Genomic DNA, 23,776 nt, shown 5'->3' with positions numbered 1-23,776 from the left:
ACCCTAGGGGGACGAGGTGAACGGGCGGTCCCGGTTCCGCAACCGCCCCGGCAACGGCAGGCCGTCCCAGGGCACCCGGTGCAGCAGCCGGTCCAGCAGCAGGCCGAGCAGCAGCCCGGCGACCGAGTCGGTCAGCCAGTGCCAGCCGAGGTAGATGGTGGTGGAGAGGACCACCAGCGGCGGCACCACCCGGACCACGGTGACCAGCCGGGGCGGGACGGTCCGCCCGAAGGTGCGCAGCAACGGGGCCAGCAGCAGGGCGAGCACGCCGTACCAGACGATCGCGTTGGCCACGTGCCCCGACGGGTAGGACTGGGCGAAGCGCACCCCCAGCTCGTGCTGGAACAGCGGCAGTGTCTGGTCAGGCGGCAGGAACGGCTCCTTGACGCTGGCGCTGGGCGCCGGCCGGGCGGTCCACACCTTGAACGGCCCGATGATCAGGTAGGTGAGCACGAACGCGACCACCGGCGGCAGCACCGGACGGATCGAGCGGAGCCGGACCGCCAGCAGTACGCCGAGTCCGGCCGCGAGGAGGGTCAGCGGGGTGCCCTGCCCGAGCAGGTTCAGGATCCGGGCGGCCCACTCGGCCGCGGTGGGACGGTGCGTGTCGGCCCAGTCGGCGACGGCGCGGTCGAGGCCGAAGAGGTGCCCGGCGGCCAGCGCCACGGTCAGGGCGACCAGGGCGGCCAGCAGCAGCCCGTCGAACCACCAGCCGGCCGGCCGGACGGGCCGGAGCCGGAGCTTCTCGCGTACCCCAGTGGTGTCCCGCACGCGACCACGCTACCGGCCGTCGCCGGCGGCGACCGACCGGCGCGGGCGTCGGCGGCTGTGTGCCGGCCCACGAAGGGAGGCGGCGGGCCGGGTGAGCGGTCACACTTGTGGCCGTGCGGATCACCTCGGCCCTCGTCGACCCGGCGCTGCTCGACCTCCCCTGGTCGACCCCGCTGGAGGAGTGGCCTGCCCAGCACCTGGTCGCGCTGCCGCAGGGCATCTCGCGGCACATCGTGCGCTTCGTCCGCCTCGGCGACTACGTGTACGCGGTGAAGGAGACCGGCGAGCGGGTCGCCGAGCGCGAGTACGACCTGCTCCGGGCGCTGGAACGGATCGACTTCCCCTCGGTCGAGGCGGTCGCGATCGTGGCCGACCGGCAGACCGACGACGGCCAGCCGCTGGATCCGGTGCTGATCACCCGGCACCTCCAGTTCTCGCTGCCGTACCGGGCGCTCTTCTCCCGGACGCTGCGGCCGGAGACGATGAACCGGCTGCTCGACGCGCTCGCCGTGCTGCTGGTCCGGATGCATCTCACCGGCTTCTTTTGGGGCGACTGCTCGCTGTCCAACACGCTGTTCCGCCGCGACGCGGGCGCGTTCGCCGCGTACCTGGTGGACGCCGAGACCGGGGCGCTGCGCAACTCGCTCTCCAACGGCCAGCGCGGCGAGGACCTGGAGATCGCCCGGGTCAACATCTTCGGCGAGGCGCTCGACCTCCAGGCCGCCGGCCTGCTGCACGAGTCGATCGACCCGGAGGTGGTCTGCGAGGAGGTCGTGCAGCGGTACGAGCGGCTCTGGCACGAGATCACCTACGAGCAGCAGATCGAGCGGGAGGCCCGGCACCACATCGAGGGCCGGATCCGCCGACTCAACGAGCTGGGCTTCGACGTCGCCGAGGTGGCCATGTCGACCGTCGACAACGGGCGTTACCTGGTCCGCCCGAAGGTGGTCGACGCCGGCTACCACACCCGTCGGCTGCTCCGGCTCACCGGTCTGGACGCCGAGGAGAACCAGGCCCGCAAGCTGCTGAACGACCTGGACGCGTACCGGGTGGAGAGCGACCTGACCGACGAGCAGCAGGCCGCGCACCGCTGGCTGACCGAGGTGTTCGAGCCGGTGGTCCGGGCGGTGCCGGCGCACCTGCGCCGCAAGCTGGAGCCGCAGGAACTCTTCGCGCAGATCATCGAGCACAAGTGGTTGCTCTCCGAGCAGGCCGGCCGGGACGTGGGCATGCGCCACGCGGTGCAGTCGTACCTGTCGGACGTGCTGGTGCACCGCCCGGACGAGCAGGCCGTCCTCGGCGTCGAGGTGCCCACCGCCTGAGTGGGTCGGCCGGTCCCCGGGTGTCCGCTCGGCCGGGCGTTGCCCGGCGTCGGCGGCAGGGTAGACGCGTGGCTCGCTACAAACTTGATGACGTAGGTGGATCACCGGGCGGCCGATGCGGCTGAGTCGTTGACGTCATCAAGTTTGTAGCGCCTCACAGACCCTTGTGCTGCTCTTGCCGGACGCCGGACGCCGGACGCCGGACGCCGGGCACGGGTTCGGTGGGCAGCCGGCGTGTCACTCCACCCAGGTGCCGGCGCGCATCGCCCGGACCACGTTCAGGTCGTCGTCGAGTACGACCAGGTCGGCGCGGAGACCGGTCTGGAGCGCGCCGACCTGGTCGCCCAAACCGATTGCCCGGGCCGGGGTGGTGGCCACCATCCGACAGGCGTCGGGCAGGGCGATGCCGGCCGCGACGGCGTGCCGCAGGGCGGCGTCCATGGTCAGGGTGCTGCCGGCGATCGCGCCGTCCCGGCTGAGCCGGGCCACCCCGTCGGCCACGGTGACGGCCTGGCCGCCCAGCTCGTACTCGCCATCGGGCATGCCGGCGGCCGCCATCGCGTCGGTGATCAGGGCGGCCCGGTCCGGGCCGGCCACCGAGGTGGCGAAGCCGAGCATGCCGTCGTGCAGGTGCACCCCGTCGGCGACCAGTTCGCACACCACGTTCGGGGCGTCCAGCAGGGCCACCACCGGTCCGGGCTCCCGGTGGTGCACCGGGCGCATCCCGTTGAACAGGTGGGTGCCGACGCTCGCCCCGGCGGCCACCGCCGCGCGGGTCTGCTCCCAGGTGGCGTCCGTGTGCCCCACGGCCGCGACCACGCCGCGCGAGACGAGCAGCTGGATCGCCGCCAGCGCGCCCTCCCGCTCCGGGGCCAGGGTGACCATCCGGACCGCGCCGCCGCCCAGCTCGATCAGCTCGGCCAGCTCCTCGGTCGACGGGTCGCGGAGATACTCCGGGTTCTGCGCGCCGCAGCGGTCCGCCGACAGGTACGGCCCCTCGAAGTGGACGCCGGCCAGCACGCCGGACTCGACCAGCGGGCGGTACGCGGCGGTGGCATCCCGCATCAGCGCGAACGGCGAGCTGACCAGGCTGGCCAGCAGGGTGGTGGTGCCGTGCCGCAGGTGGAACGAGGCCACCTCGCGGGCCGACTCGGCGTCCCCGGTGGTGAAGGTGTGCCCGCCGCCGCCGTGGGTGTGCATGTCCACGAAGCCCGGCACGATCCAGTGCCCGTCGCGGACCGACGGGTACTCGGCGACGGCCCGGATCCGGCCGCCGACGATCTCGACGCAGCCCTGCCGGATCACGCCGGTCGGGGTCACCACCTTGCCGGTCACGCGCAGGGTCATCGGCTCTCCTTAATCCAGGGTGTCCAGGGCGAGCAGCGCGGCGCCGAGGCAGCCGGCCTCGTCGCCGAGGGCCGCCGCGACCAGGCGCGGCTCCCGATGGAAGGTCAGTCGTTCGCGCAGCGCCGCGCGCAGCGGGTCGAGCAGCCCGGAGCCGGCCCGGGCGAGTCCGCCGCCGATCACCATGGCCGACACGTCGAAGAGCGCCTGGCCGGTGGCGAGGCCGTCGGCGAGCGCCTCGACCGCCTCGCGCCAGACCTGGCCGGCCAGCGTCTCGCCGGCCGCCGCCCGCTCCGCCACGTCGGCCGCGCTGGCCGGTGATCCGGCCAGCCCGGTGTAGCGGCGGCCGATCGCCGCGGCCGACGCCACCGCCTCCAGGCAGCCGGGGCGGCCGCAGCCGCAACGCGGGCCGTCGGGGCGTACCAGGATGTGGCCGATCTCCCCGGCGGCGCCGTGCGCGCCGGTGGCGGCCGAGCCGTCGACCACGTGGGCGGCGGCGATGCCGGTGCCGATCGCGACGAAGAGCACGTGGCTGGCGTCCCGCCCGGCGCCGAGCCGGGCCTCGGCCAGGCCGCCCGCCCGCACGTCGTGGCCGAGCGCCGCCGGCAGGCCCAGCCGCGTCTGCGCCAACTCCCGCAGCGGTACGTCCCGGAAGCCCACGTTCGCCGACCAGACGGCGACCCCGCGCGCCTCGTCGACCACTCCGGGCACGGCGATGCCGCAGGCCACCGGGGCGAGCCCGTCGGCGCGGGCCTTGCCGGCCAACCCCTCGGCGACGTCGAGGATCGTCCCGACGACCGCCTCCGGGCCGCGCGCCGCCTCGGTGGCATGCCGTTCCGCGTGCACGGTCGTCCCGTCCGGGCGGACCAGGGCACACTTCATCCCGGTGCCGCCCACGTCCAGCGCGACGACGACCTCGCCGCCTGACGTCACGCGAGCACCACGGAGCGGGTGAGGTGCCGGGGCGCGTCCGGGTCGAGGCCGCGGCTGGTGGCCAGCGCGACCGCGAAGCGCTGGGCGAGGATCAGGTCGGCCATCGGGTCGACCGGGGTGCGCCCGGCCGCCCAACTGGTCAGCACGGTGTGGCAGCCGTGCGTGCGGCTGTGCACGAAGGCGGCGCCGGTGGCGGCGACGTCCTCGGGCAGCCCTTCGGGGATGTCGCCGAACGCCCAGACCAGCCGGCCCGGGGCGGCGACCGAGATCGGGCCGTGCCGGTAGTCCATCGCCGGGTACGCCTCGGCCCAGAAGGTGGCCGCCTCCCGGCACTTCAGCGCGGCCTCCTGGGCCAGCCCGACCGTCCAACCGCGGCCGAGGAAGGTGACCTGCTCGATCCGGGCCGGGTCGATCGGCAGCGGGGCCCGGACGGCGACCTCCGCGTCGGCGGCCAGCCGGCCGAGGTCCTCGCCGAGGTGGGCGCGGAGCAGGGCGAGGGCGGTGGTGGCGAAGCGGGTCTGTACGACCGCGCGCTCGTCGGCGAAGGGCATGGTCACCGCGGCGTCGGCCAGCTCGACCGCCGGGGAGGCGGGGTCACCGACCAGGACCGTGGTGGGAATCCGGCCGCGCAGCGCGGCGAGCAGTTCCAGCACCTCGGTGGTGGTGCCGGAGCGGGTGATCGCGATGAGCCGGTCGTAGTGGCGGCCGGTGAGGAACTCGCTGGCCTGGAAGGCGTCGGTCTCGCCCTGGCCGGCGTGCTCGCGCAGCCCGGCGTACGCCGCCGCCATGAACCACGACGTGCCGCAGCCGACGACGGCGATCCGCTCGCCGGGGCGCGGCAGCCGGTCGGCCACGGTCGGGGCGAGCCGCGCCGCCTCCCGCCAGCAGTCGGGCTGGCTCGCGATCTCCGCGTGCACGTACGCCATGACAACTCCTCGTCCCCGGAGGGAGACCTTGCGCAATACGGCGCGATATAGCCGTCTTTCGCGCGTCATTCTGCGCGAGCCCGGGCGGCCGTGGCAACCGCCTCCCGGATCGCGCAGGTCAGAGTTTTGCGCCCGTTAGTTTCGCGCACTACTGTGCACGCAATCAATCACCGTTCTTGCAGAGTCAGTGGAGGCCCCCGCAGTGGACCGCTACGCCCGATGGAACGCGCTGCTGGAGATGCTGACCGAGAACGGGCGGGTCAGCGTCGAGGAGGCGGCCGGGCGCCTGGACGTCTCCCAGGCCACCATCCGGCGTGACTTCGACCAGCTCGCGCAGCAGCAGATGATCACCCGCACCCGGGGCGGGGCGGTCGCCAACGGCGTCTCGTACGACCTGCCGCTGCGCTACAAGACCGCCAAGCACTCCGCCGAGAAGCAGCGGATCGGGGCGGCCGCCGCCGCGCTGGTCTCGCCGGGCACCGTGGTCGGCCTCAACGGCGGCACCACCAGCACCGAGGTGGCCCGGGCCCTGGCCGTCCGGCCGGACCTGAACACCAGCGCGGAGGGCGCCCAGCTCACCGTGGTCACCAACGCCCTGAACATCGCCAACGAGCTGCTGGTCCGCTCGCGGATGAAGGTCGTCGTGGCCGGCGGGGTGGTCCGGCCGAAGTCGTTCGAGCTGGTCGGTCCGCTGGGCGGGGCGCTGCTGCGCGAGGTGACCCTGGACGTCGCCCTGCTCGGGGTGGACGCGATAGACCCGCAGCTCGGCGCCGCCGCCCACCACGAGGGCGAGGCGGCGATGAACAGCCTGATGGTGGCGCGGGCCAAGCGGGTGGTGGTGATCGCCGACTCGTCCAAGCTGGGCGGTCACGCCTTCGCCCGGATCTGCCCGGTGGACCGGGTGGAGACGCTGGTTACCGACTCCGGCGCGTCCCCGACGGTGGTGCAGGCGTTCCGCGACGCGGGCGTGCACGTCATCTGCGCCTGAGGCGACTCCGTCCACACCTGGGCGTCGAAATCCGGAAACTCTCCGATGCATACCCGGTATTGTCATCAGCCACATACCGCGTATGGTGTCCGCTGTCACCTACTCATCGGGGGAGGTCAGCTTGACGGCTGTCCTGGAGATCGAAGGTCTCCGCAAGACGTACCGAAGCCGGAAACGGGGGATCCGCCACGCCCTCGACGGCTTCGACATGCGGGTCGAGGCCGGGCAGGTGCACGGCTTTCTCGGCCCCAACGGTTCGGGCAAGACCACGACGCTGCGGACCCTGCTCGGTCTGATCCGGCCGAACGGCGGCCGGATGGCCATTCTCGGCCGGGAGCTGCCGCAGGCGCTGCCGGCCGTCGCCGGCCAGGTCGGCGCCATCGTGGAGAGTCCGCAGTTCTTCCCGCACTTCTCCGCCCGGGACACCCTCGGTCTGCTCGCGCGGGCCGGCGAGCTGCCCCGGCAGCGGGTCGACGAGGTGCTGGAGCTCGTCGGGCTGCGCGACCGGGCAGGTGAGCGGGTCAAGACCTACTCGCTCGGCATGAAGCAGCGGCTGGCGGTCGCCTCCGCGCTGTTGAAGAACCCGAGGCTGCTGATCCTGGACGAGCCGGCCAACGGCCTCGACCCGGGCGGTATCCGGGAGATGCGCGCCCTGATGCGGGACCTGGCCGCCGCCGGGATGACCGTGGTGCTCTCCAGCCACATCCTCGGTGAGATCCAGCTCATCTGCGACTCGGTCACCATCATCTCGCTGGGCCGGCGGGTCGCGTACGGCCCGGTCGACGAGGTGCTCGCCGCGCACTCGCAGGGCGCGGTGCGGGTCCGCCTGGAGGCGGTCACCGATCTGCCGCAGGCCGCCGACACGCTGACCGGAGCCGGCATCCGGGTCACCACCGAGCCGGACCACCTGATGCTCGCCGGCGTCGACAAGCCGGCCACGGTCAGCCGGCTCCTCGCCGAGCGGGGCCTCTACGTCAGCGAGCTGACGCCGGTCACGGTCGACCTGGAGAGCGTCTTCCTCGAACTGACCGCCACCGCGCCGGTCCCCGGCCAGCACCGGCAGGTCGACGAGTCCACGAAGGTCGGTGAACCGGGCAGCGCCGGCACCGGAGGAGGTTGGGGCGCATGAGCCTGTACGTCACCGAGCTGCGTCGGCTGGCCAAGCGCCGGCTCACCCGGCTGCTGCTCGTCCTGCTCGTGCTCGGCCTGGCCGGGGTGGCCACCGCCTTCAGCTTCTCCAGCCACCAGCTCTCCAAGGAGGTCGTCGCGGCGGCGCAGGCGGAGTCCGACGCTCAGTACCGGCGTGCGCTCGAGGACTGGAAGCGGACCGTCGCCGACTGCGACGCCGCCAGGGCCCGGGGCGAGAACACCGAGGACCGGTTCGGGCCGGACTGCGGCCGGGAGTGGCAGCCGCAGCCGGAGATGTTCGACCCGAAGTGGAACCTGCCCTACCAGTTCGACTTCCGGGGCGAGTTCCCGATGTTCATCGCGGTGTTCGCCGGGGCGGTGGCACTCTTCGCGTTCATCGTCGGCGCCTCCTTCGTCGGGGCCGAATGGAGCACCGGCGGGATGATGAACCTGCTGCTCTGGCGGCCGAAACGGCTCGCCGTCCTGGGCACGAAGCTGGCCGCGCTGCTGACCACGGTGCTCGGGGTCGGCGTGGTGCTCGGCGCGTTCTGGACGTTGGCCTTCTGGTTGATCGGCACGTACCGCGGGACCACCGCCGAGGTGACCGCGGGCGTGTGGCGCTCCATCGGGCTCGACGGGCTGCGGGCGCTCGGCCTGATCCTGGCCGTCGGGGCGGTGGCCTTCGCGCTCGCCTCGCTCGGCCGGCACACCGCGATGGCGCTCGGTGCGGCGGTGGCGGTCTTCGCGATCAGCGAGATCGGTGTCCGGATCGCGGTGGGCGTGCTCGGCGTACCGTTCGGCGAGCGGTACGTGCTGTCCACCTACGCCCAGGCGTGGTTCCTGAAGCGGGTGCAGCTCCTGAACTACGACGCGTGCCAGTTCGCGAAGGGCCAGTGCGAGCCGGCCGAGCTGCTCGTCACCTGGCAGGACTCGGCGCTGGTGCTCGGCCTGGGCGGCGCCGTGGTGCTGATCGCCGCGTTCTGGATGATGCGTCGGCGGGACATCGCCTGACCCGGCGCGCCACCGACCGGCCCGGACGCCGCGTCCGCTGCGGCCGGGGCGGGCCCTGGTTACGCTGGGGTCCCCCCGGCCGGCGGTCGCCGTGCCGGTCGTCCGCCCTCCCGAGGAGCGCCATGCCCGCCGACGCCGCCGCGGCCGCAACCGACCGGCCTGAGCCGTCCGGCCCGGCCGACGTCGCGCGTCGGGAGGCCGCCGTCACCGTTCCCCCGCCACGGTCCGCGCCGGCCGTCGAAGCGGAGCCCGGCCCGCCGGCCGAACAGTGTTCCGCGCCGGACGCCCCGGCCGCCGAGCAGCCTGATCCGGCGGTCCTCGACGCTGACGTGCCGGCCGACGCCGCTGAGGGCGGGCCGGACGAGCTGACCGAGCGGGAGCGGCGGATCCTCGCCTTCGAGCAGCGGTGGTGGAAGCACGCCGGGGCCAAGGAGCAGGCGATCCGGGACACCTTCGGGCTCTCCGCGACCCGCTACTACCAACTGCTCAACGCGCTGCTGGACCACCCGGCCGCGCTGGCCGCCGAGCCGGTGCTGATCGGCCGGCTGCGCCGGCTGCGCACCTCCCGGGCCCGCAACCGGCGGCGCTGACCGCTCACTTCTCGTACGTGCGCAGCCCGTTGCCGATGGCGAAGAAAGTCGGCGCCCACTCTCCGACGAAGATGCCCCAGCGGTCGGCCCGGGCCATCCCGGCCCGTTCCAGGTGCTTGGACATGAACCAGCTGGTGAAGGAGAGCCCGATGCTCAGGAACCCGGCCAGATAGGCGTGCTCCGACCGGAGCCCGGACTCGTGCAACCGTTCCAACATGCGATTCCCCCTGTCGCCTCGCGGGCCCGAGCGCCCGACCCTGACGCTACCGGCGGCGCATCGGTCGTGACGGGGAGTTGCCGGGATGGGGTCGCCGCCGGCTCGCATGGCCGCCGCCGGTCCGGGTAGGCGGGCGGCAACGGAGGGAGCGCACCGATGGGGGCACCAGATCGCCGGTACCCGACCGGGAGCCGGCCGGCGCGGCCGGTCGGGACGGCGCCGATGATGCGGGTCCGCTCCGCCACCGACCCGGCGCCGGGGCGGCTGGAGAACGAGGACGTGGTGTTCCGCTTCGGCCCGCTGGTCGGGGTCCTCGACGGCGCCACCGTGCCGGGGGGCTTCGACACGGGCTGCGTGCACGGGCCCGCCTGGTACGTCCGCCACCTGGCCGCCCGGATCGGCCTCGCCATCGCCGCCCGGCCGGCGGCGACGCTGATGAGCAGCCTGGCCGCGGCGATCCTGGCGGTTCGCGCCGACCACGGCGACGAGTGCGACCTCGACCATCCGGGCACCCCGTCGTCCACGGTATGCCTGCTCCGGGAGGGCGGTGACCAGGTTGACTACCTGGTGCTCTGCGACAGCCCGTTGGTGCTCGACGCCGGCGGCGAGGTGAGCGTGGTGGCCGACGACCGGCTGGCCGGCGCGATGGCGGACCTGCGCCGGACGGCTGCGGCGCTGCCCGGGGAGGACCTCGACGCGGCGGCCCGGTTCCGCCGGTCGGTGACCGTGCAGCGGGCGAGGATGAACCGGACCCACGGCTACTGGGCGGCCGCCACCGACCCGGACGCCGCGTACCACGCCGTGACCGGGACGCTGCCGCTGCGCGGTCCCGGGGCGCTGCGGCGGGCGGCGCTGCTCAGCGACGGCGCGTCCTGCGCCGTGGACGGGTTCGGTCTCTTCGACTGGGCCGGGTTGCTCGACGTGACGGCGGCGGAGGGGCCGGAGGGGCTGATCGGCCGGGTCCGGGCCGCCGAGCGGGACCATCCGGAGCGGCTGCGCCGGCACAAGCGGACCGACGACGCCTCGGTGGTCCTCTGCGAGTTCGGCCCCGCCGAGTGAGCACGCTCACGCAGAGAAGGAACCGGTCGGCTGACAACGGAGCGTGAGGCGGAACAACCCAGGGGTACGACCGGTTCGTAGCCTCGACCGGACCGGCAGAACGGCGCCAAAGCAGTGGACTCGGCCCGGTACAAGGAGCAGACTGCGGCACGTGACGGGTGCGGTGCGGCTGGAGCCGGTCGACGAGGGAAACCTGGAGCCGTTGCTCTCCGTAGCGGCTGCCGAGGCGGAACCGGGGGAGGTCATGCCTCCGGTGGAGGCCCCGGCCGGCTGGTCGCTGGCCCGTCGGGACGCGTTCCGGGAGTTCTACCGGGCCAGCTTCGGCGGCCTGGACGGTCCGACCCGCACCCGGATGTACGCGATCGTCGCCGGCGGCGAGGTGGTCGGCATGGTGCGGATGACCCGGTGTGACGAGCCGGGGGCGGTGGAGACCGGGATGTGGCTCGGGCGCTCCGCGCGGGGTCAGGGGCTCGGCGCGGCCGCGCTGCGTGAGCTGTTGAATGCCGCCGCCGCAGCCGGGATGCACACGGTCGTGGCCGAGACGACCCCGAAGAATCTCGGTGCAATCTCGGTTCTGAAAGAATGCGGCGCGGAATTGCGCGACAATGGCGGCAAGGTTCGCGCAAAAATGTGTCTGGATTCAGTGCTGCCGGCGCGCTGACGTTTTGATTGTCTTCGGGCAACTATCTCCTTCCTCCTGCTCAGCTCGGTTCGCCTGTCCGTTTTGCGAACTATATACCCCGCGTCGTCCGATTGTCTCTCCGTCTGCCCCCGTAACGGCCGGAATTGCCGGGGAATGTTTTGTGGGTGACGTGGCGGGTACTGCCGGCCGGGTCCGCTGATTCGGGACGCCGGTCGCAGGCCCATTTCCGCTGATCCCCGGTAGCAGTTTTCCGGGCCTGCGCCACCCAGAGGTGTCCGCTTCCGCCGGGGAGCGAAGGAGAACTGATGAAGAGCGGAGCTCGGATCGCGCTTGCGGTCGGTTTCGGCTACGTCCTCGGCCGCCGGAGGAAGCTGCGTACCGCCCTCACCCTGGCCGCCGCGGTGGCCGCCGGTCGCGCCAGCCAGCAGCCCGGCGGGCTGAAGAAGGTCGCCACCGACCTGTTGAACGTGAATCCCCAACTGAGCAACCTCACCAAGCTGGGCGGCCCGCTCGCCACGGCCGGCAAGGCGGCGGCGAGCGCCGCCGCCGGCAGCGGGATCGACGCGCTCAGCGGCAGGCTGCGCGGCAGCGCCGACGCGCTGCGCCGCGGGTCCGCCGGCCCGGCCGGCGAGGAGCCGGAGATCGGGGAGCTGGAGACCGAGGAGCACTCGGCCCCGGACGAGGAACAGGAACTCGACGAGCAGCCCGAGGCGCGGGACGACGAGGACCGGGCCGAGCAGCCGGCCCCCGCGCGCCGGCGGCGGGGGCGGTGACCATGGCCACCAACAGCCTTGCCGACAAGGCGCGCGACCAGCTCGGCGGCGAGCTGCGCAACCTCGCCTCGGCGATCGGGGAGCGGGCCGTGCAGGTGGTCACCGAGCGGATCACCGGGGCGACCGGCCGGCTCAGCGAGTACGCGAAGCATGGCGGCGGTCCCGGTCTGATCGCCGCCGCCACCGGCGCACAGAAGCTCGCCGAGGGCGACTCGCCGGTCCGGGCGATGTTCCATGCCGGCCTGGCCGGCGGTAAGGAGAAGTTGATGTCGGCGTTCGGCGGCGGCAAGGGCGGCAAGGGCGACGGCAAGAAGGTCAAGGTCACCAACATCGTCGAGACCATCGAGGTCGGTGTGCCGGTCCGGCTCGCCTACGACCAGTGGACCACCTTCGGCGACTTCCCCAGCTTCATGAAGAAGGTGGAGCAGGCCGACTGCGACTCCGACGAGAAGATGACCTGGAAGGCCCAGGTCTTCTGGTCGCACCGGAGCTGGGAGTCGACGATCGTCCGGCAGATCCCGGACCGGCTCATCCACTGGCGGTCCAAGGGCGAGAAGGGCTCGGTCGACGGCACGGTCAGCTTCCACGAGGTCGGCCCCGGGCTGACGAAGATCCTCGTGGTGCTGGAGTACCACCCGCAGGGCCTCTTCGAGCACACCGGCAACCTCTGGCGCGCCCAGGGCCGCCGGGTGCGGCTGGAGTTGAAGCACTTCGTCCGGCACGTGATGACGCAGACCGTGCTCGACCCCGACTCCGTCGAGGGCTGGCGCGGCGAGATCGAGGACTCCCAGGTGGTCAAGGACCGCGAGACCGCGCTCCGCGAGGAGCAGGCGGCCCGCGAGCAGCAGGAGCAGGGCCGCGCCGAGGAGCCCGAGGAACAGCCCGAGGAGAAGCGCCGGCCCGCCGAGCGTGGCCGTCGCCGTCCCGCCCAGCGCCGCCGTCCGCCCGAGGAGGAGGACGAGGAGTACGACGACTACGACGAGGGCGACGACTACGACGACGCGGAGTACGCCGAGGAGCCCGAGGAGGAGGAACAGCCGCCGCCGCGCCGCCGGCAGCCCGAGCGCGCCCGCCGCGCCCGGGAGGAGCGGGAACCCCGCGAGGAGCGGGCCCGCCCGACCCGACGTGCCCCGGAGGCCCCCCGACGGCCGGTGGTCCGTCGCCGACGTGAGGAGCGTGACTGATGACGGTCGCGGCGACGACAGATCAGCCCGGCGGCGCCCTGGAACGCACCGGCGGCGGTGGCGGGGGGACCCTCGCCGACGTCGTGGAGACGGTGCTGGACAAGGGCGTGGTGATCGACGCGCAGGTCTCGGTCGCCGTGGTCGGCATCCAGCTCCTGGAGGTCAACGCCCGGATCGTGATCGCCAGCGTGGAGACGTACCTCCGGTTCGCCGAGGCGGTCGACCGGCTGAGCATCACGCCGGAGGACCAGAAGGGACTGCCGGACCTGGTGGGCGACGTCGCCGGCGGGGCCGCCAAGGGCAAGGCGGTGTCCGGCCTGGGCAAGGCGGCGAAGGAGATCAGCGGCGCGGTGGTGGACTCGCTGGGCGACCGGGACGCCGACCGCCCCCGGCCGCGCCGCAGCCGGGAGAAGGAGCGCTGACATGGCCGATACGAACGGACTTTTCATCTACGGCATCGTGCCGTCCGATGTGGAAACCACCCCGGACGCGGAAGGGGTGGGCAACCCGCCGGGTGCGGTCACCGTGATCCGGCACGGCGAACTCGCCGCGCTGGTCAGCGCGGTCGGGCTGGAGGAGCCGATGGGCCGGCCGGCCGACCTCACCGCGTACGAGCAGCTGCTGAACGGCACGGCGGAGGTCGCGCCGGTGCTGCCGGTCCGGTTCGGCACGGTGGTGACCGGCGAGGACGCGGTGGACGAGCTGCTGGAGGCGCACCACGACCGGTTCGCCGGCGCCCTGGACGAGCTGGAGAACCGCCGCCAGTACATCGTGCACGGGCGCTTCGACGAGTCCGCTGTCGTCGGCGGCTTCCTGGCCGAGAACGCCTCCGCCGCGGCGCTAGCCGACCAGGTGCGCGGCCGGTCGGAAGCGGAGAGCCGGGAGCAGCGGATCCGACTCGGCGAGATGATCGGCCAAGCGGTCGAGCTGCGCCGGGAGGCGGAGAATCGGTCCCTGATCGAGGCGGTGGGCCGGCACACGGTGGCGAACGTGGCGCGGCCGCCCAGCCACGAGCTGGACGCGGTGAACGTCGCCTTCCTGGTCGGCGCGGACGACGAGGAGGAGTTCGTCCGGGCGGTGGAGGAGTTCGCCGAGCAGCGGCGCGACCTGATCCGGGCGCGGCTGCGCGGTCCGCTCGCCCCGTACGACTTCGTCAGCGCGCACCAGTTGGTGGAGTGATCCGTGGACATCCTCTGGGGTCTGCTGACCCTGCCGTACGCCCCGGTGCGGGGGCTCACCTCGCTGGCCAAGGTGATCGGCCGGGAGGCGGAGTCGCAGCAGCACAACCCGGTCAACGTCCGGCGGGAGCTGGAGGAGCTGGACCGGGCGGCGGCGGCCGGCGAGATCACGACGGCGGAGCGGGACCGGGAGCATCAGCAGGTCCTGGACCGGCTCACCCCGCCGGCCCCTGGTGCCGGTCCGTCCGGGGACACGACCGGCACCGGTCGGCGGTCGCCGGCCGGCCGGCGGCGGCGCGTCGACCGTCGGGCTGATCGGGACCGGGGCTAGGGAGTTGAGATGACAGCAGCACGCACCCGCGACGACCGCGAGCGGTGGCGCGACCAGGGCGACCGGGACCAGGGCCGGTACGTCGACGAGGACGACTATGAGGAGATCAGTGCAGCCGAGGCGGCCCGGGAGGGGCTGCGCCAGATCGCCGGGCTGACCGGCAAGGACCCGCAGGGGGTCACCTCGATCCAGCCCACCGACGACGGCTGGCAGGTCGGGGTGGAGGTGGTCGAGGACCACCGGATCCCCGCCTCGACCGACCTGCTCGGCCTCTACGAGGTGGAGCTGGACCTGAGTGGCAGCCTGCTCGGCTACCGGCGGACGCGCCGCTACCAGCGGGGCAAGGCGGACGGGGGCTGAGATGACCGAACCGCAGCAGACACCCTCGGTGGTGCAGAACTCCGGCCAGGTGCTGCCGGCCGGGCACGAACCGGCGAACCTGGGCGACATCCTCGAACGCGTCCTCGACCGGGGCATCGTCATCGCCGGTGACATCCGGGTCAGCCTGCTCGACATCGAACTGCTGACCCTGAAGCTGCGGCTGGTGATCGCCTCCGTGGACACCGCGCGGCAGATCGGCATCGACTGGTGGGAGCACGACCCGTGGCTCAGCTCCCGGGCCCGCCCACCGGTCGAGCCGGGGCCGCGCGACCCGGAACAGGTCGAGGCGGCCCGGCGGCCCCGGGCGGCCGCGCGGGCCGCGAGGAAGGAGCGGGATGAGTACGACGGCTGAGCCGACCCCGGCGGTGCCGGGGGCCGGGACCGGTGTCTGGCTGCACGGGGTGGTCGCCGCGACGACGGCGGCGCCGGCCGGGACCACCGGCGTCGCCGGCACGCCGGTCCGGACGGTGGGCGCCGCCGGCCTGGCCGCCGTGGTGAGCGACGTCCCGCTCGCCGAGTACGGCGAGGAGGCGCTGCGGCGCAACCTGGAGGACCTGGCCTGGCTGGAGCGGGCCGCCCGGGCGCACCACGCCGTGGTGGACGCGCTGACCCGGGCCGGTGCGGTGGTGCCGGCGCGGCTGGCCACCGTGCACCGGGACGACGAGCGGGTGGCCGGGGTGCTGGTCGAACGGTACGCGGAGCTGGCCGGCACGCTGGCCCGGCTCGCCGGTCGCGAGGAGTGGGGCGTCAAGGGGTACGTGATCCCCGGCGCGACGCCACCCGCCGGGAGACCCGTCGGCGGGGGCGGGGCCGGTGCGGTGTACCTGCGGCGGCGGCGGGCCCAGCTCACCGCCCGGGAGGAGGGACAGCGGATCGCCGCCGACGCGGCGGCCGCCGTGCACGCCGCCCTCGCCGGACACGCGGTGACCGCCCGCCGGCACGCCCCGCAGGACCGGCGGCTCTCCGGCGCGCCGACCGCGATGGTGCTCAACGGCGCGTACCTCGTCGACCGGGACCGGCTGGACGGCTTCGCCGCGCTGGTACGCGAACTGGCCGACCGGCACCCGGAGATCCGGCTGGAGCCGACCGGCCCCTGGCCGCCGTACTCCTTCGTGGCGGAACCCTCGGCGGAGCCGACATGGGCGTGACGTCGCTGGCGCCGAGCAGCGCCGACGGCCCGCTGGCCCACCGTCCGGTGGCCCTGGTCGACCTGCTCGACCGGGTCCTCGCCACCGGCGTGGTGATCACCGGGGACATCACCCTGGCCATCGCCGACGTGGATCTGGTCCGCATCTCGCTGCGGGCCCTGATCGCGTCGGTCGGCGCGCTCGCCCCGCCCGCCCCGGCGACCCTGGAGGTCGAGCCGTGACGGGCCGGGACGAGGCGGCCGAGCTGGCTGCGGCACTGGGGGAGCCGCAGTGGCAGGCGCCCCGGGTCCGGCCGCTGGACCGCCGGCTCGCCGTCGACCAGGACTCCGTCGAGCGGGGGCTGGCCAGCCTGGTGCTCACCGTCGTCGAGCTGCTGCGGCAGCTGATGGAACGGCAGGCGTTGCGCCGGGTCGACCTCGGCGACCTCAGCGAGGAGCAGATCGAGCGGGTCGGCACCACGCTGATGGCGCTGGAGGATCAGATGACCCAGCTCCGCGAGTACTTCGGCCTGGCCCCCGAGGACCTCAACCTCGACCTGGGCCCGCTGGGTCCCCTCCTCCCGACCGACTGACCCACCCCGGCCGCCGGGTCACCGGTGGGCGGCGGCGTAGGCGGCGAGGTGGGCCAGCTGGGCCGGGTCGAGGGAGGGGCGGACGCGGGTACGGGCCACCCCGACGTGCGCGGCGGTGACCGAGGTGGCGGTCAGCGACTCGCGCATCGCGGCGAGCGCCGCCTCGCGGACCAGGGCCGCGCAGTCGGCCGCCGAGAAGCCCTCCAGCTCCGCACCGAGCGTGGCCAGGTCCACGTCGGACGCGAGCGGAACGTCGCGGGACGCCGCCCGCAGGATCTCCGCCCGCGCCGGACCGTCCGGCGGCGGCACGTACACCAGCCGCTCCAGCCGCCCCGGGCGGAGGAGTGCCGGGTCGACCAGGTCGGGCCGGTTCGTCGCCCCGACCACCACCACGTTGCGCAGTGCCTCCACCCCGTCCAGCTCGGTGAGCAGCGCGGCCACCACCCGGTCGGTCGTACCCCCGTCGGTGGCCTGGCCGCGGACCGGCGCGAGCGCGTCCACCTCGTCCAGGAAGACCAGGGTGGGTGCGGCCTCGCGGGCCCGGCGGAACAGCTCGCGGACCGCGCGCTCGCTCTCCCCCACCCACTTGGAGAGCAGCTCCGCGCCCTTCACCGACAGCACGTTGGCCCGCCCGGAACCGGCCAGGGCGGTCACCAGGTAGGTCTTGCCGCAGCCCGGCGGCCCGTAGAGCAGCACCCCGCGCGGCGGGGTCACCCCCAGCCGGGCGAAGGTGTCCGGATAGGTCAGCGGCCAGAGCACGGACTCGGTCAACGTCTCCTTGACCTCGGGCAATCCGCCGACATCGGCCAGGGTGACCGAGGCCAGCTCCAGGGTGGACGCCGCCATCGTGGTGGGCCGGACCACCTCCAGCGCGGCGGCGAAGTCCGCCATCGCCACCGTCGGCGTCTCGGCTGCCTTCTGCCGCAGCGCCGCCCGCACCCCGGCCTCGCGGACCAGCGCGGCCAGGTCGGCGGCGACGAACCCCGGCGTACGCCCGGCCACCTCGTCCAGCCGGACGTCCTCGGCGAGCGGCACCTGCCGGGTGAGCACGGTCAACTGCTCCCGGCGCAGCGCGTGGTCGGGCAGCGGGACGGTGATCCGGAGCGAGAGCAGGTCCGGGGCGCGCAGCGCGGGATCCACCGCCTCGGGCCGGCCGGTGGTGCAGAGCACGGCCACCCCGGCCCGGACCGCATCGGCGACGACCTGCCGGAAGACCGTGGCCACCGGACCCGGCTCGTCCGCCGGGGCGAGGGCCTCCACGTCGGTGACCAGCAGGACGGCGGGGTGGCCGGCGCGTACCGCCTCGCCGGCCGAGCGCAGCCGGCGGGCCGCCGCGTCGTTGCTCAGCGCGGCCAGCTCGGGGGCCCAGACCGGGCACACTCGGGCGCCTACCCGGGCGGCGACCGCGCGGACCAGCGCCGACTTGCCGGAGCCGGCCGGACCGCTGAGCAGCACGCCCAGCGAGACGGTGGTGCCGAGCCGGCTCAGCACCTCCCGGTGGTGGAAGCCCAGGTCGAGCAGTTCGGTCAGCTCCTCGGCCTGGCCGCGCAGCCCGGGCAGCTCGTCCACGTCCGGGGCGTCCTCGGGGCCGACCAGGGCGAGGGCCGCCGACTCCATCCCGGTCCCGGATGTACCGGGCGACGCACCCGGGCCGGTGGCGCCCGCCGCGCCGCCCGGGGAGGCCGGGCCGGTGCGGGAGGTCGCTCCCGACCCCCGCTCCCCGGTAAGCCGGCCGGCGGCGTCCTGCTCGGCCGGGCCGGAGCCGCGGGTGGCCGGCCCGTGCTCCCACCCGACCACGGTGTCCATGGTGACCAGCGCGCCCGTCCCCGGCTCGACGGCGACCACGGTGAGCAGGGTGCTGGTCCAGGCGTACCCGACGGAGTTGGCGAGGCTGCGCCGGGCGGCCTCGACCAGAGCGCGGACCGCGGCGTCGGGGAGCACGTCCTGGGGCAGCAGCGAGACGTCGTCCCCGGCGGTCACCACCTTGCCGAGCAGGGCGAGGCGGAGCATTTCCGGGGATACCGCGGCGACCACCGCGACCGGCCCGGCGAGGGTCACCCGGCGGGCCGGGGTGACCGGCAGCGGGCTCACCGTCACCTGCCCGCCGTCCCGGATGCCGAGGTTGCCCAGCAGCAGGTCGTCGGCGTAGAGCAGGGCGGTGCTCGCGGTCGGCTCGGCCGGGGCCACGACGCCGGCGGTCACCCGCCGGCCCGCCAGTCGTACCGGGTCGCCGGGGCGTAGCGCCAGCGCGGTCAGCACCTCCGGGTGCAGGCGCACCACGCCGCGCCGGGCGTCCAGCGCCGCCGGCCGCAGGCTCGCGGTGAGGGTCAGGTCGGGTTCCGCCACCCGCCCGACAGTAGCCGCCGGCACCACCTCGTGCCCGCGCCGTGTCGCGGCGGTTCAGCGCGGGCCGGTGTCCTCCAGCAGCGACGGGTCGTGCCGGATCAGCTCGGCCAGCCGGGCGGCCGGGTCGACGGCCATCCCGTCGTGTCCGGGCGCGGGCACGGTCTTGACCGACATCGGCCAGGCCGGCGGCGGCGCGGCCGCCGGACCGACCGTCACCTCCGGGCCCGACCAGGAGACCCGCAGCGGGTACGCCTGCCCGCCCTGCTCCACCCGCAGGTTCACCGCCAGCCCGGGGTGCTCGGCGACCACCCGGCGGACCGCCTCGGCGACCTCCTCGACCGGGTCCCGCCGCTCCGGGCGGGTCCCTCCGCGCAGCCGGTACGCGCCGTGCCCCTCCCGCCGGTCCCGCGCCGCCACCGCGCCGTCCTGGTCACGGTCGGGTTCCTCCTCGGGCACGTTTCCCCGGCGGCGCAGCGTCTCCTCGCGGCGCGCCAGCCGGGCCAGTGTCTCGTCCAGGTCCCCTCTCATCACGTCCACCCCTTCCGTGGAAACGGATCCCAGCGACGCCCGGTTCAGCCACCCAGGTCCCGGGTCACCCGGTCCAGTGCCCGGTCCAGGACGACCAGCAGCGCGTCCCGTACCGAGAGCCGGTCCCGGGCGTCGAACTGCACCAGCGGCACGTGCCCGCCGATCGCGAGTGCCCAGCGGATCGAGGGCAGGTCGAGGGCCAACCGGCCGTCGAAGGCGTTCAGCCCGACCGCGAAGGGCAACCCGGACCGCTCGAAGTAGTCGATCGCCGGATAGCAGTCGTCGAGCCGCGTGCTGTCCACCACCACCAGCGCGCCGAGCGCGCCCCGGGCCAGGTCGTCCCACATGAAGCCGAAGCGGGCCTGGCCGGGCGTACCGAAGAGGTAGAGCTTGAGGCTGCGGTCGATGGTCACGCAGCCGAAATCCATCGCCACCGTGGTGGTGGTCTTCAAGGAGCCGGAGGCCGGTTCGTCGACCCCGATGCCGGCGCTGGTCATCTCCGCCTCGGTGGTGAGCGGGGCGATCTCGGAGATCGCGCCCACCGCGGTGGTCTTGCCGACCCCGAAGCCGCCGGCGATGAGGATCTTCACCGGGATCGGCGGGCGGGCGACCGGAGGGCTGCCGGGGACCCGCGCGGCGACCACTGGCGGCCGGTGCGCCGGCGGCGCCGGCGGCGCGGCCGGTGCCGGAGTGTGCGGACCGGTGTACCGGGCGGCGGCGCTGTTCGCGGCCGGACCGCCCGCGGCGGCGGCCGGCCAATCAGGAGATCGCACGGAGTCCATCAATCACTCGCAGGATGATGTCGGGGTCGAGGGCGTCGTCGACGTGCCCGACGTGCACGTCGAGGTGACCGGCGGCCCGCAGGTCACCGACCAGCACCCGGGTCACGCCGAAGTGCATCCGGGTGCGGGCGGAGAGCTCGGCGATCGAGATCGGCTCGGCGCAGAGGGCGACGATGGCCTGAAGTTCCGGGTCGAGCCGGGCGAGGATCGCCCACGAGCCGCTCTCCGGCCGGGCGGTCACCTGGGTCTCCAGCCCGATCGCCGGGTCGCCGGCCACCCGGCCGGCGGTCAGCACGAACGGTCGCGGGCCGGGGGGTTTGGTGCCGCCCTCGTCCGCGTTTCCGCCGGGGGCGGACGAGCGCAGGTACGGGCGGACCCCGACCTCGGGTTCCGGATCCGGGTCCCCGCCGGCCAGCTCCGGCGTCATTGCTGGACGGCGTTCTTCAGTTCGGCGATCAACTTCGGGCTCAGCGCCCCGCCGGCCCGGCCCGCGAAGAGCGTCATCTCGTACGCCACGGTGCCGAGGTTGGCCGAGCGGTCGGCGACCACCCCGAGCACCGAGCCGCTGCTGATCGCGCTGATCAGCAGGTAGCCCTCGGCCATGTCCACGATCACCCGGTTGAGGCCGCCCAGCGCGTACCAGCTCGCGGCGCCGCCGGCCAGGCTGGTCATGCCGGAGACCACGGCGGCGAGCCGCTCCGCGTTGGACCGGTCCTTGATGGCGGACATGGCCATCAGCAGCCCGTCGGAGGAGACCGCGATCGCCTCCATGACGCCAGCCGTGCTGGAGGTGAACGAGTCGAGCAGCCAGTTGAAGGTGCGCGCCTCGGGGCTGAGGTCCGCGACGGTGTTCTGGTCGGCGTTGTCGTGCAGGAAGGGGCTGGTCACCGTGATGGATCCTCTTCGTAGCGGCGGTCTGGACTGACTTCGCGCAGGGCGCGGGCGACGCCCGCCTCGAACTGGGTGATGAGGTTGCGGACCTCGGCCGGGTCTCCCGGGTGCGGGCTGGTCGGGGGCGCGGCCTGGAACGGGGAGCCGAACAGGTTCGCCCCCGGCACGCGCTGGCTGAGTCGTGGCCGGCCGGGGGTGGGCGTGACCGGGCCGGTGTCGCCCTGGGCCCGGCGTACCCCGTCCTGGAACGCCTCGACCAGGGCGCGGACGTCGGCCGGCTCGGCGGTGGCGATGTCCACCGGCCCGACCGCCGGAGCGCTCGCCGGCGGGCTCGCACCGGGGACGCGCTGCCGGATGACCGACCGCGCCCCGGGGGCCGCCGGAGCGGCCGTGGTCGGCCAGGCGGGCGGCGCTCCGGCGAGGGTCGGCCAGGCGGGCGGTGCGGCGGTGGGGTGTGCGGTGCCCGGGACCGCGCCGGTTCCGCCCGGCCCGTCCGCCACCACCGCAGCGGGCGGCACGTCGACGGCCGGCGAAGCCGCCGGACCGGTCCCCGCCTCCGTCGTGGGCGCCGCCGGCTCGCCGCCGGCGTCGAAGGCGTTCCAGGGTTGCCCGGTCTCGATGCTGCGGGTGGCCCGGCCCAGCAGCACCTGGTCGAACGGTGCCGGCTCGTCGGCGGCCCGGCCGGTCGAGGCGACCGACGCGGCCGGGGCCGCCGGGGGCCGGACCGGCGCGGGGAGGGAGCGCCGGTCCCGGGCTGGCACGGCGGCCCGCGCCACGGTGACCCCGGCCCGTTCGGGCCGGCGGACCACCAGCAGGGCCGCGGGGATCTCCAGGCGCGCGGTCAGCCCGCCACCGGCGGTCGGCACCAGGTCGACCGTCCAGCCGTGGCGGCGGGCCAGCCGACCCACCACGAAGAGCCCGAGCACCTCGGTCGGGGCCAGGTCGAGCCGTTCCCGGCGGGTGAGCCGGGCGTTCTCCTCGGTCAGGCGCACCTCACTCATACCGATGCCCCGGTCCACAACGGAGAGCCGGGCGCCGCCGTCGGTGAGTTCGCCGGCCACCACCACCCGGGTGTGCGGTGGCGAGAAGACGGTGGCGTTCTCCATCAGCTCGGCCAGGGCCAGCACCAGGTCGCCGCCGATGGCCGGCGCGGCCGACACTCCGGGCGGGACCTGCACGTCGACCCGCGTGTAGTTCTCGATCTCGCCGAGTGCGAGGCGGACCGCGTCGGCGAGCGGCACCGGGGCGACGTGCCCGTCGGTGCCGTCGGCGCCGGAGAGCACCACCAGGCTGCCGGCGTTGCGGCGCAGCCGGCTGGAGATGTGGTCCAGCCGGTACAGGTGCTCCAGCCGGCCCGGGTCGGTCTCCTGCCGTTCCAGCCGGTCGATCAGGGCGATCTGCCGGCCGACCAGGTTCTGCGTACGATGGCCGACGTGGCCGAACATCTGTGCCACGTTGCGGCGGCCGGCCACCTGCCGTTCGACCAGCCGGGCCGCGGTGCGCTGCACCCGCTCGAAGGCGCGGGCCAGGTCGCCGATCTCGTCCCGGGCCCGGATGTCGACCGGGTCGAGACGGACCGGCTGTGCGGATTCCGCCTCGTCGTCGACCACCCGGGTCAGTTCGGCCTCGGCGACCCGGGCCACCCGGTCGGCGGAACGGGTGAGCCGGGTCAGCGGTCGGGCCACCGTCCGGGCCACGGCCACGCTGAGCAGCACCACGATGAGCAGGACCAGCGCGGCCGCCGCGCCGACCAGCCATGCGGCGGTGAGCGCCTTCCGCTGCTCGGTGGTGGTTTCGGCGATGACGTCCGCGACGATCTTCTTCTCCACGAACTGGCCGAGCGTGATCATCGACCGGACCGAGGGGAAGAGCGCGTCCAGCGGCACCGCCGCGATCGCCGCCACCGGGTCCTTCACGCTGTCGGTGAGGAAAGTCGGGCTGGTCCGCGCCGCCACCGCCGCGTCGTCCAGCATGGCCAACTGGTACTGCTCCGGCGTGATCAGCTTGCGGAACCGCTGGTTGTCGACCTGCAACGCCGCCATGCAGGCGATGTACGCGGCGGCCGCCTTGGCGTCGCCGGTCGCTTTGACCAGCACGATCAGCGTCGCGCAGGCGCCCAGCCCTTCGTCGGCGCGCAGCAGCGCGTCCAGCGCCAGCACCTGCCGGCCGGCCGAGGTGTTGGTGTCCACCTGCATCGGCAGGTGCAGCGCCTCAATCAGCGCCATGTCCACCGCGCCGAACGTGTCGAGGATCTGGGTCGGCGTGGCCCGGCCGGCGAGCACGGCGGTACGCAGGTCGGCGAGCTCGCGTACCTCGTCGAGGGCGGTGGCGACCGGGCGCGGCAGCGACTCCGACCGGAGGTCGGCGACCCGGTCGTCCACGGTGGTGGATTTCTGGATCAGCTCGGACCGGGTCACCCGGCCGAGCAGCAGCCCCACCGAGAGCAGCCGTTCCTGCTGGAGGTCCTGCACCAGGCTGCCGATCCGGCTGGCCGTACGGACGGTGTGCGCGGTGTCGGCGGCCCGTTGGGCGGCGGCCACCCGGTCCAGGACCACCGGCACGGCCAGTCCGGCCATGCTGAGCAGCGGAATGATCACCAGTAGGGCGAGCTTGCCCCGGATCCGGAGCCTACCGAGCAGCATCGAAGGGCCTCCACCGCTCGGGCTCGCCGGCCCGGCCCGCCCCGACCTGCTCGAGCTGCCCGTCCCGGGCCTCCGGCCCGCCCTGGCCC

The 23,776-nt window shown here is 74.3% G+C and carries 28 protein-coding genes; 17 read left to right on the top strand and 11 right to left on the bottom strand.

Features of this window, described 5'->3' with window-relative positions; translation table 11 throughout:
- Nucleotides 1-3 precede the first annotated feature (3 nt).
- Nucleotides 4-771 (bottom strand): phosphatase PAP2 family protein, encoded by a 768-nt coding sequence (locus ACL02O_RS25115; RefSeq protein WP_412820612.1) that lies wholly within the window; start codon nt 769-771, stop codon nt 4-6.
- Nucleotides 772-884: 113 nt separating this feature from the next.
- Here ACL02O_RS25115 and ACL02O_RS25110 point away from each other — a divergent pair, with 113 nt between their 5' ends.
- On the top strand, nt 885-2,093 hold the full coding sequence (locus ACL02O_RS25110; RefSeq protein ID WP_412820611.1) for a DUF4032 domain-containing protein: 1,209 nt from the start codon (nt 885-887) through the stop codon (nt 2,091-2,093).
- Nucleotides 2,094-2,330: 237 nt separating this feature from the next.
- On the opposite strand, the gene nagA is transcribed toward ACL02O_RS25110, so the two are convergent.
- Genes nagA through ACL02O_RS25095 form a run of 3 tightly spaced genes read right to left on the bottom strand, consistent with a single transcriptional unit; the run spans nt 2,331 to nt 5,296 of the window.
- The gene (nagA, locus tag ACL02O_RS25105) at nt 2,331-3,440 is read right to left on the bottom strand and encodes an N-acetylglucosamine-6-phosphate deacetylase (protein WP_412820610.1); all 1,110 of its coding nucleotides are present in this window, start codon (nt 3,438-3,440) and stop codon (nt 2,331-2,333) included.
- 9 nt (nt 3,441-3,449) lie between these two features.
- The gene (locus ACL02O_RS25100; RefSeq protein WP_412820609.1) at nt 3,450-4,370 is read right to left on the bottom strand and encodes an ROK family protein; all 921 of its coding nucleotides are present in this window, start codon (nt 4,368-4,370) and stop codon (nt 3,450-3,452) included.
- Nucleotides 4,367-5,296 (bottom strand): SIS domain-containing protein, encoded by a 930-nt coding sequence (locus ACL02O_RS25095; RefSeq protein WP_412820608.1) that lies wholly within the window; start codon nt 5,294-5,296, stop codon nt 4,367-4,369. Before ACL02O_RS25095 ends, ACL02O_RS25100 begins: the two co-directional genes overlap by 4 nt.
- A 202-nt stretch (nt 5,297-5,498) precedes the next feature.
- Between ACL02O_RS25095 and ACL02O_RS25090 the strand changes: the two genes are divergently transcribed.
- The 4 genes from ACL02O_RS25090 to ACL02O_RS25075 all read left to right on the top strand — a co-directional run bounded on the left by ACL02O_RS25090 (nt 5,499) and on the right by ACL02O_RS25075 (nt 9,013).
- Nucleotides 5,499-6,284: a DeoR/GlpR family DNA-binding transcription regulator gene (locus ACL02O_RS25090; protein WP_412820620.1), complete on the top strand. Its 786-nt coding sequence runs from the start codon at nt 5,499-5,501 to the stop codon at nt 6,282-6,284.
- Nucleotides 6,285-6,465: 181 nt separating this feature from the next.
- Nucleotides 6,466-7,413, top strand: a complete 948-nt coding sequence (locus tag ACL02O_RS25085; protein WP_412820619.1) for an ATP-binding cassette domain-containing protein — start codon at nt 6,466-6,468, stop codon at nt 7,411-7,413.
- Nucleotides 7,410-8,423 carry an ABC transporter permease subunit gene (locus ACL02O_RS25080; RefSeq protein ID WP_412820607.1) on the top strand — a complete coding sequence of 338 codons (1,014 nt, stop codon included), beginning with the start codon at nt 7,410-7,412 and terminating at the stop codon, nt 8,421-8,423. The genes ACL02O_RS25085 and ACL02O_RS25080 overlap by 4 nt, the downstream gene beginning before the upstream one ends.
- Before the next feature lie 122 nt (nt 8,424-8,545).
- Nucleotides 8,546-9,013, top strand: coding sequence for a DUF3263 domain-containing protein (locus tag ACL02O_RS25075; RefSeq protein WP_412820606.1), 468 nt, complete (start codon nt 8,546-8,548; stop codon nt 9,011-9,013).
- Nucleotides 9,014-9,017: 4 nt separating this feature from the next.
- Here the strand turns inward: ACL02O_RS25075 and ACL02O_RS25070 are convergent, their stop codons facing one another.
- A complete protein-coding gene (locus ACL02O_RS25070; protein ID WP_412820605.1) occupies nt 9,018-9,230 on the bottom strand; it encodes a hypothetical protein in 213 nt (70 codons plus the stop codon).
- A gap of 156 nt (nt 9,231-9,386) precedes the next feature.
- On the opposite strand from ACL02O_RS25070, the gene ACL02O_RS25065 reads away from it, so the two are divergent.
- The 12 genes from ACL02O_RS25065 to ACL02O_RS25010 all read left to right on the top strand — a co-directional run bounded on the left by ACL02O_RS25065 (nt 9,387) and on the right by ACL02O_RS25010 (nt 16,498).
- Nucleotides 9,387-10,289, top strand: a complete 903-nt coding sequence (locus ACL02O_RS25065; protein ID WP_412820604.1) for a hypothetical protein — start codon at nt 9,387-9,389, stop codon at nt 10,287-10,289.
- 151 nt (nt 10,290-10,440) lie between these two features.
- A complete protein-coding gene (locus ACL02O_RS25060) occupies nt 10,441-10,950 on the top strand; it encodes a GNAT family N-acetyltransferase (protein WP_412820603.1) in 510 nt (169 codons plus the stop codon).
- A gap of 287 nt (nt 10,951-11,237) precedes the next feature.
- Nucleotides 11,238-11,705: a hypothetical protein gene (locus ACL02O_RS25055; RefSeq protein ID WP_412820602.1), complete on the top strand. Its 468-nt coding sequence runs from the start codon at nt 11,238-11,240 to the stop codon at nt 11,703-11,705.
- A 2-nt stretch (nt 11,706-11,707) separates the two neighbouring features.
- A complete protein-coding gene (locus ACL02O_RS25050) occupies nt 11,708-12,889 on the top strand; it encodes an SRPBCC family protein (protein ID WP_412820601.1) in 1,182 nt (393 codons plus the stop codon).
- Complete coding sequence (gene gvpJ / locus ACL02O_RS34550) at nt 12,889-13,311, top strand: gas vesicle protein GvpJ (protein ID WP_459560891.1); 423 nt, start codon at nt 12,889-12,891, stop codon at nt 13,309-13,311. The genes ACL02O_RS25050 and gvpJ overlap by 1 nt, the downstream gene beginning before the upstream one ends.
- 1 nt (nt 13,312) lies before the next feature.
- Nucleotides 13,313-14,068 (top strand): GvpL/GvpF family gas vesicle protein, encoded by a 756-nt coding sequence (locus ACL02O_RS25040; RefSeq protein ID WP_412820600.1) that lies wholly within the window; start codon nt 13,313-13,315, stop codon nt 14,066-14,068.
- A 3-nt stretch (nt 14,069-14,071) separates the two neighbouring features.
- On the top strand, nt 14,072-14,398 hold the full coding sequence (locus ACL02O_RS25035; protein WP_412820599.1) for a gas vesicle protein GvpG: 327 nt from the start codon (nt 14,072-14,074) through the stop codon (nt 14,396-14,398).
- Between the two features lie 9 nt (nt 14,399-14,407).
- Nucleotides 14,408-14,758, top strand: a complete 351-nt coding sequence (locus ACL02O_RS25030; RefSeq protein WP_412820598.1) for a gas vesicle protein GvpO — start codon at nt 14,408-14,410, stop codon at nt 14,756-14,758.
- Between the two features lies 1 nt (nt 14,759).
- Nucleotides 14,760-15,131 (top strand): gas vesicle protein, encoded by a 372-nt coding sequence (locus ACL02O_RS34545; RefSeq protein WP_459560890.1) that lies wholly within the window; start codon nt 14,760-14,762, stop codon nt 15,129-15,131.
- Nucleotides 15,115-15,927: a GvpL/GvpF family gas vesicle protein gene (locus ACL02O_RS25020; RefSeq protein ID WP_412820597.1), complete on the top strand. Its 813-nt coding sequence runs from the start codon at nt 15,115-15,117 to the stop codon at nt 15,925-15,927. The genes ACL02O_RS34545 and ACL02O_RS25020 overlap by 17 nt, the downstream gene beginning before the upstream one ends.
- The gene (locus tag ACL02O_RS25015; RefSeq protein WP_412820596.1) at nt 15,918-16,148 is read left to right on the top strand and encodes a gas vesicle protein; all 231 of its coding nucleotides are present in this window, start codon (nt 15,918-15,920) and stop codon (nt 16,146-16,148) included. Before ACL02O_RS25020 ends, ACL02O_RS25015 begins: the two co-directional genes overlap by 10 nt.
- A complete protein-coding gene (locus ACL02O_RS25010) occupies nt 16,145-16,498 on the top strand; it encodes a gas vesicle protein K (protein WP_412820595.1) in 354 nt (117 codons plus the stop codon). Before ACL02O_RS25015 ends, ACL02O_RS25010 begins: the two co-directional genes overlap by 4 nt.
- 18 nt (nt 16,499-16,516) lie before the next feature.
- Here ACL02O_RS25010 and ACL02O_RS25005 read toward each other — a convergent pair whose 3' ends face one another.
- From ACL02O_RS25005 to ACL02O_RS24980, 6 genes are read right to left on the bottom strand one after another with little or no spacing between them, the layout of a single operon-like run.
- The gene (locus tag ACL02O_RS25005; protein ID WP_412820594.1) at nt 16,517-18,844 is read right to left on the bottom strand and encodes an AAA family ATPase; all 2,328 of its coding nucleotides are present in this window, start codon (nt 18,842-18,844) and stop codon (nt 16,517-16,519) included.
- 54 nt (nt 18,845-18,898) lie between these two features.
- A complete protein-coding gene (locus ACL02O_RS25000; protein WP_412820593.1) occupies nt 18,899-19,372 on the bottom strand; it encodes a hypothetical protein in 474 nt (157 codons plus the stop codon).
- 44 nt (nt 19,373-19,416) lie between these two features.
- Nucleotides 19,417-20,154 (bottom strand): GTP-binding protein, encoded by a 738-nt coding sequence (locus ACL02O_RS24995; RefSeq protein ID WP_412820592.1) that lies wholly within the window; start codon nt 20,152-20,154, stop codon nt 19,417-19,419.
- Nucleotides 20,132-20,581, bottom strand: coding sequence for a DUF742 domain-containing protein (locus tag ACL02O_RS24990; RefSeq protein WP_412820591.1), 450 nt, complete (start codon nt 20,579-20,581; stop codon nt 20,132-20,134). The genes ACL02O_RS24995 and ACL02O_RS24990 overlap by 23 nt, the downstream gene beginning before the upstream one ends.
- Nucleotides 20,578-21,042 carry a roadblock/LC7 domain-containing protein gene (locus tag ACL02O_RS24985; RefSeq protein WP_412820590.1) on the bottom strand — a complete coding sequence of 155 codons (465 nt, stop codon included), beginning with the start codon at nt 21,040-21,042 and terminating at the stop codon, nt 20,578-20,580. Before ACL02O_RS24985 ends, ACL02O_RS24990 begins: the two co-directional genes overlap by 4 nt.
- A complete protein-coding gene (locus ACL02O_RS24980) occupies nt 21,039-23,687 on the bottom strand; it encodes a nitrate- and nitrite sensing domain-containing protein (RefSeq protein WP_412820589.1) in 2,649 nt (882 codons plus the stop codon). Before ACL02O_RS24980 ends, ACL02O_RS24985 begins: the two co-directional genes overlap by 4 nt.
- Between the last annotated feature and the right edge of the window lie 89 nt (nt 23,688-23,776).

The organism is Micromonospora mangrovicola (assembly GCF_047200535.1).
GTDB lineage: Bacteria > Actinomycetota > Actinomycetes > Mycobacteriales > Micromonosporaceae > Micromonospora.
Note: the sequence above shows the minus strand (reverse complement) of the source record. Positions and strands in the feature narration are given on the sequence as shown.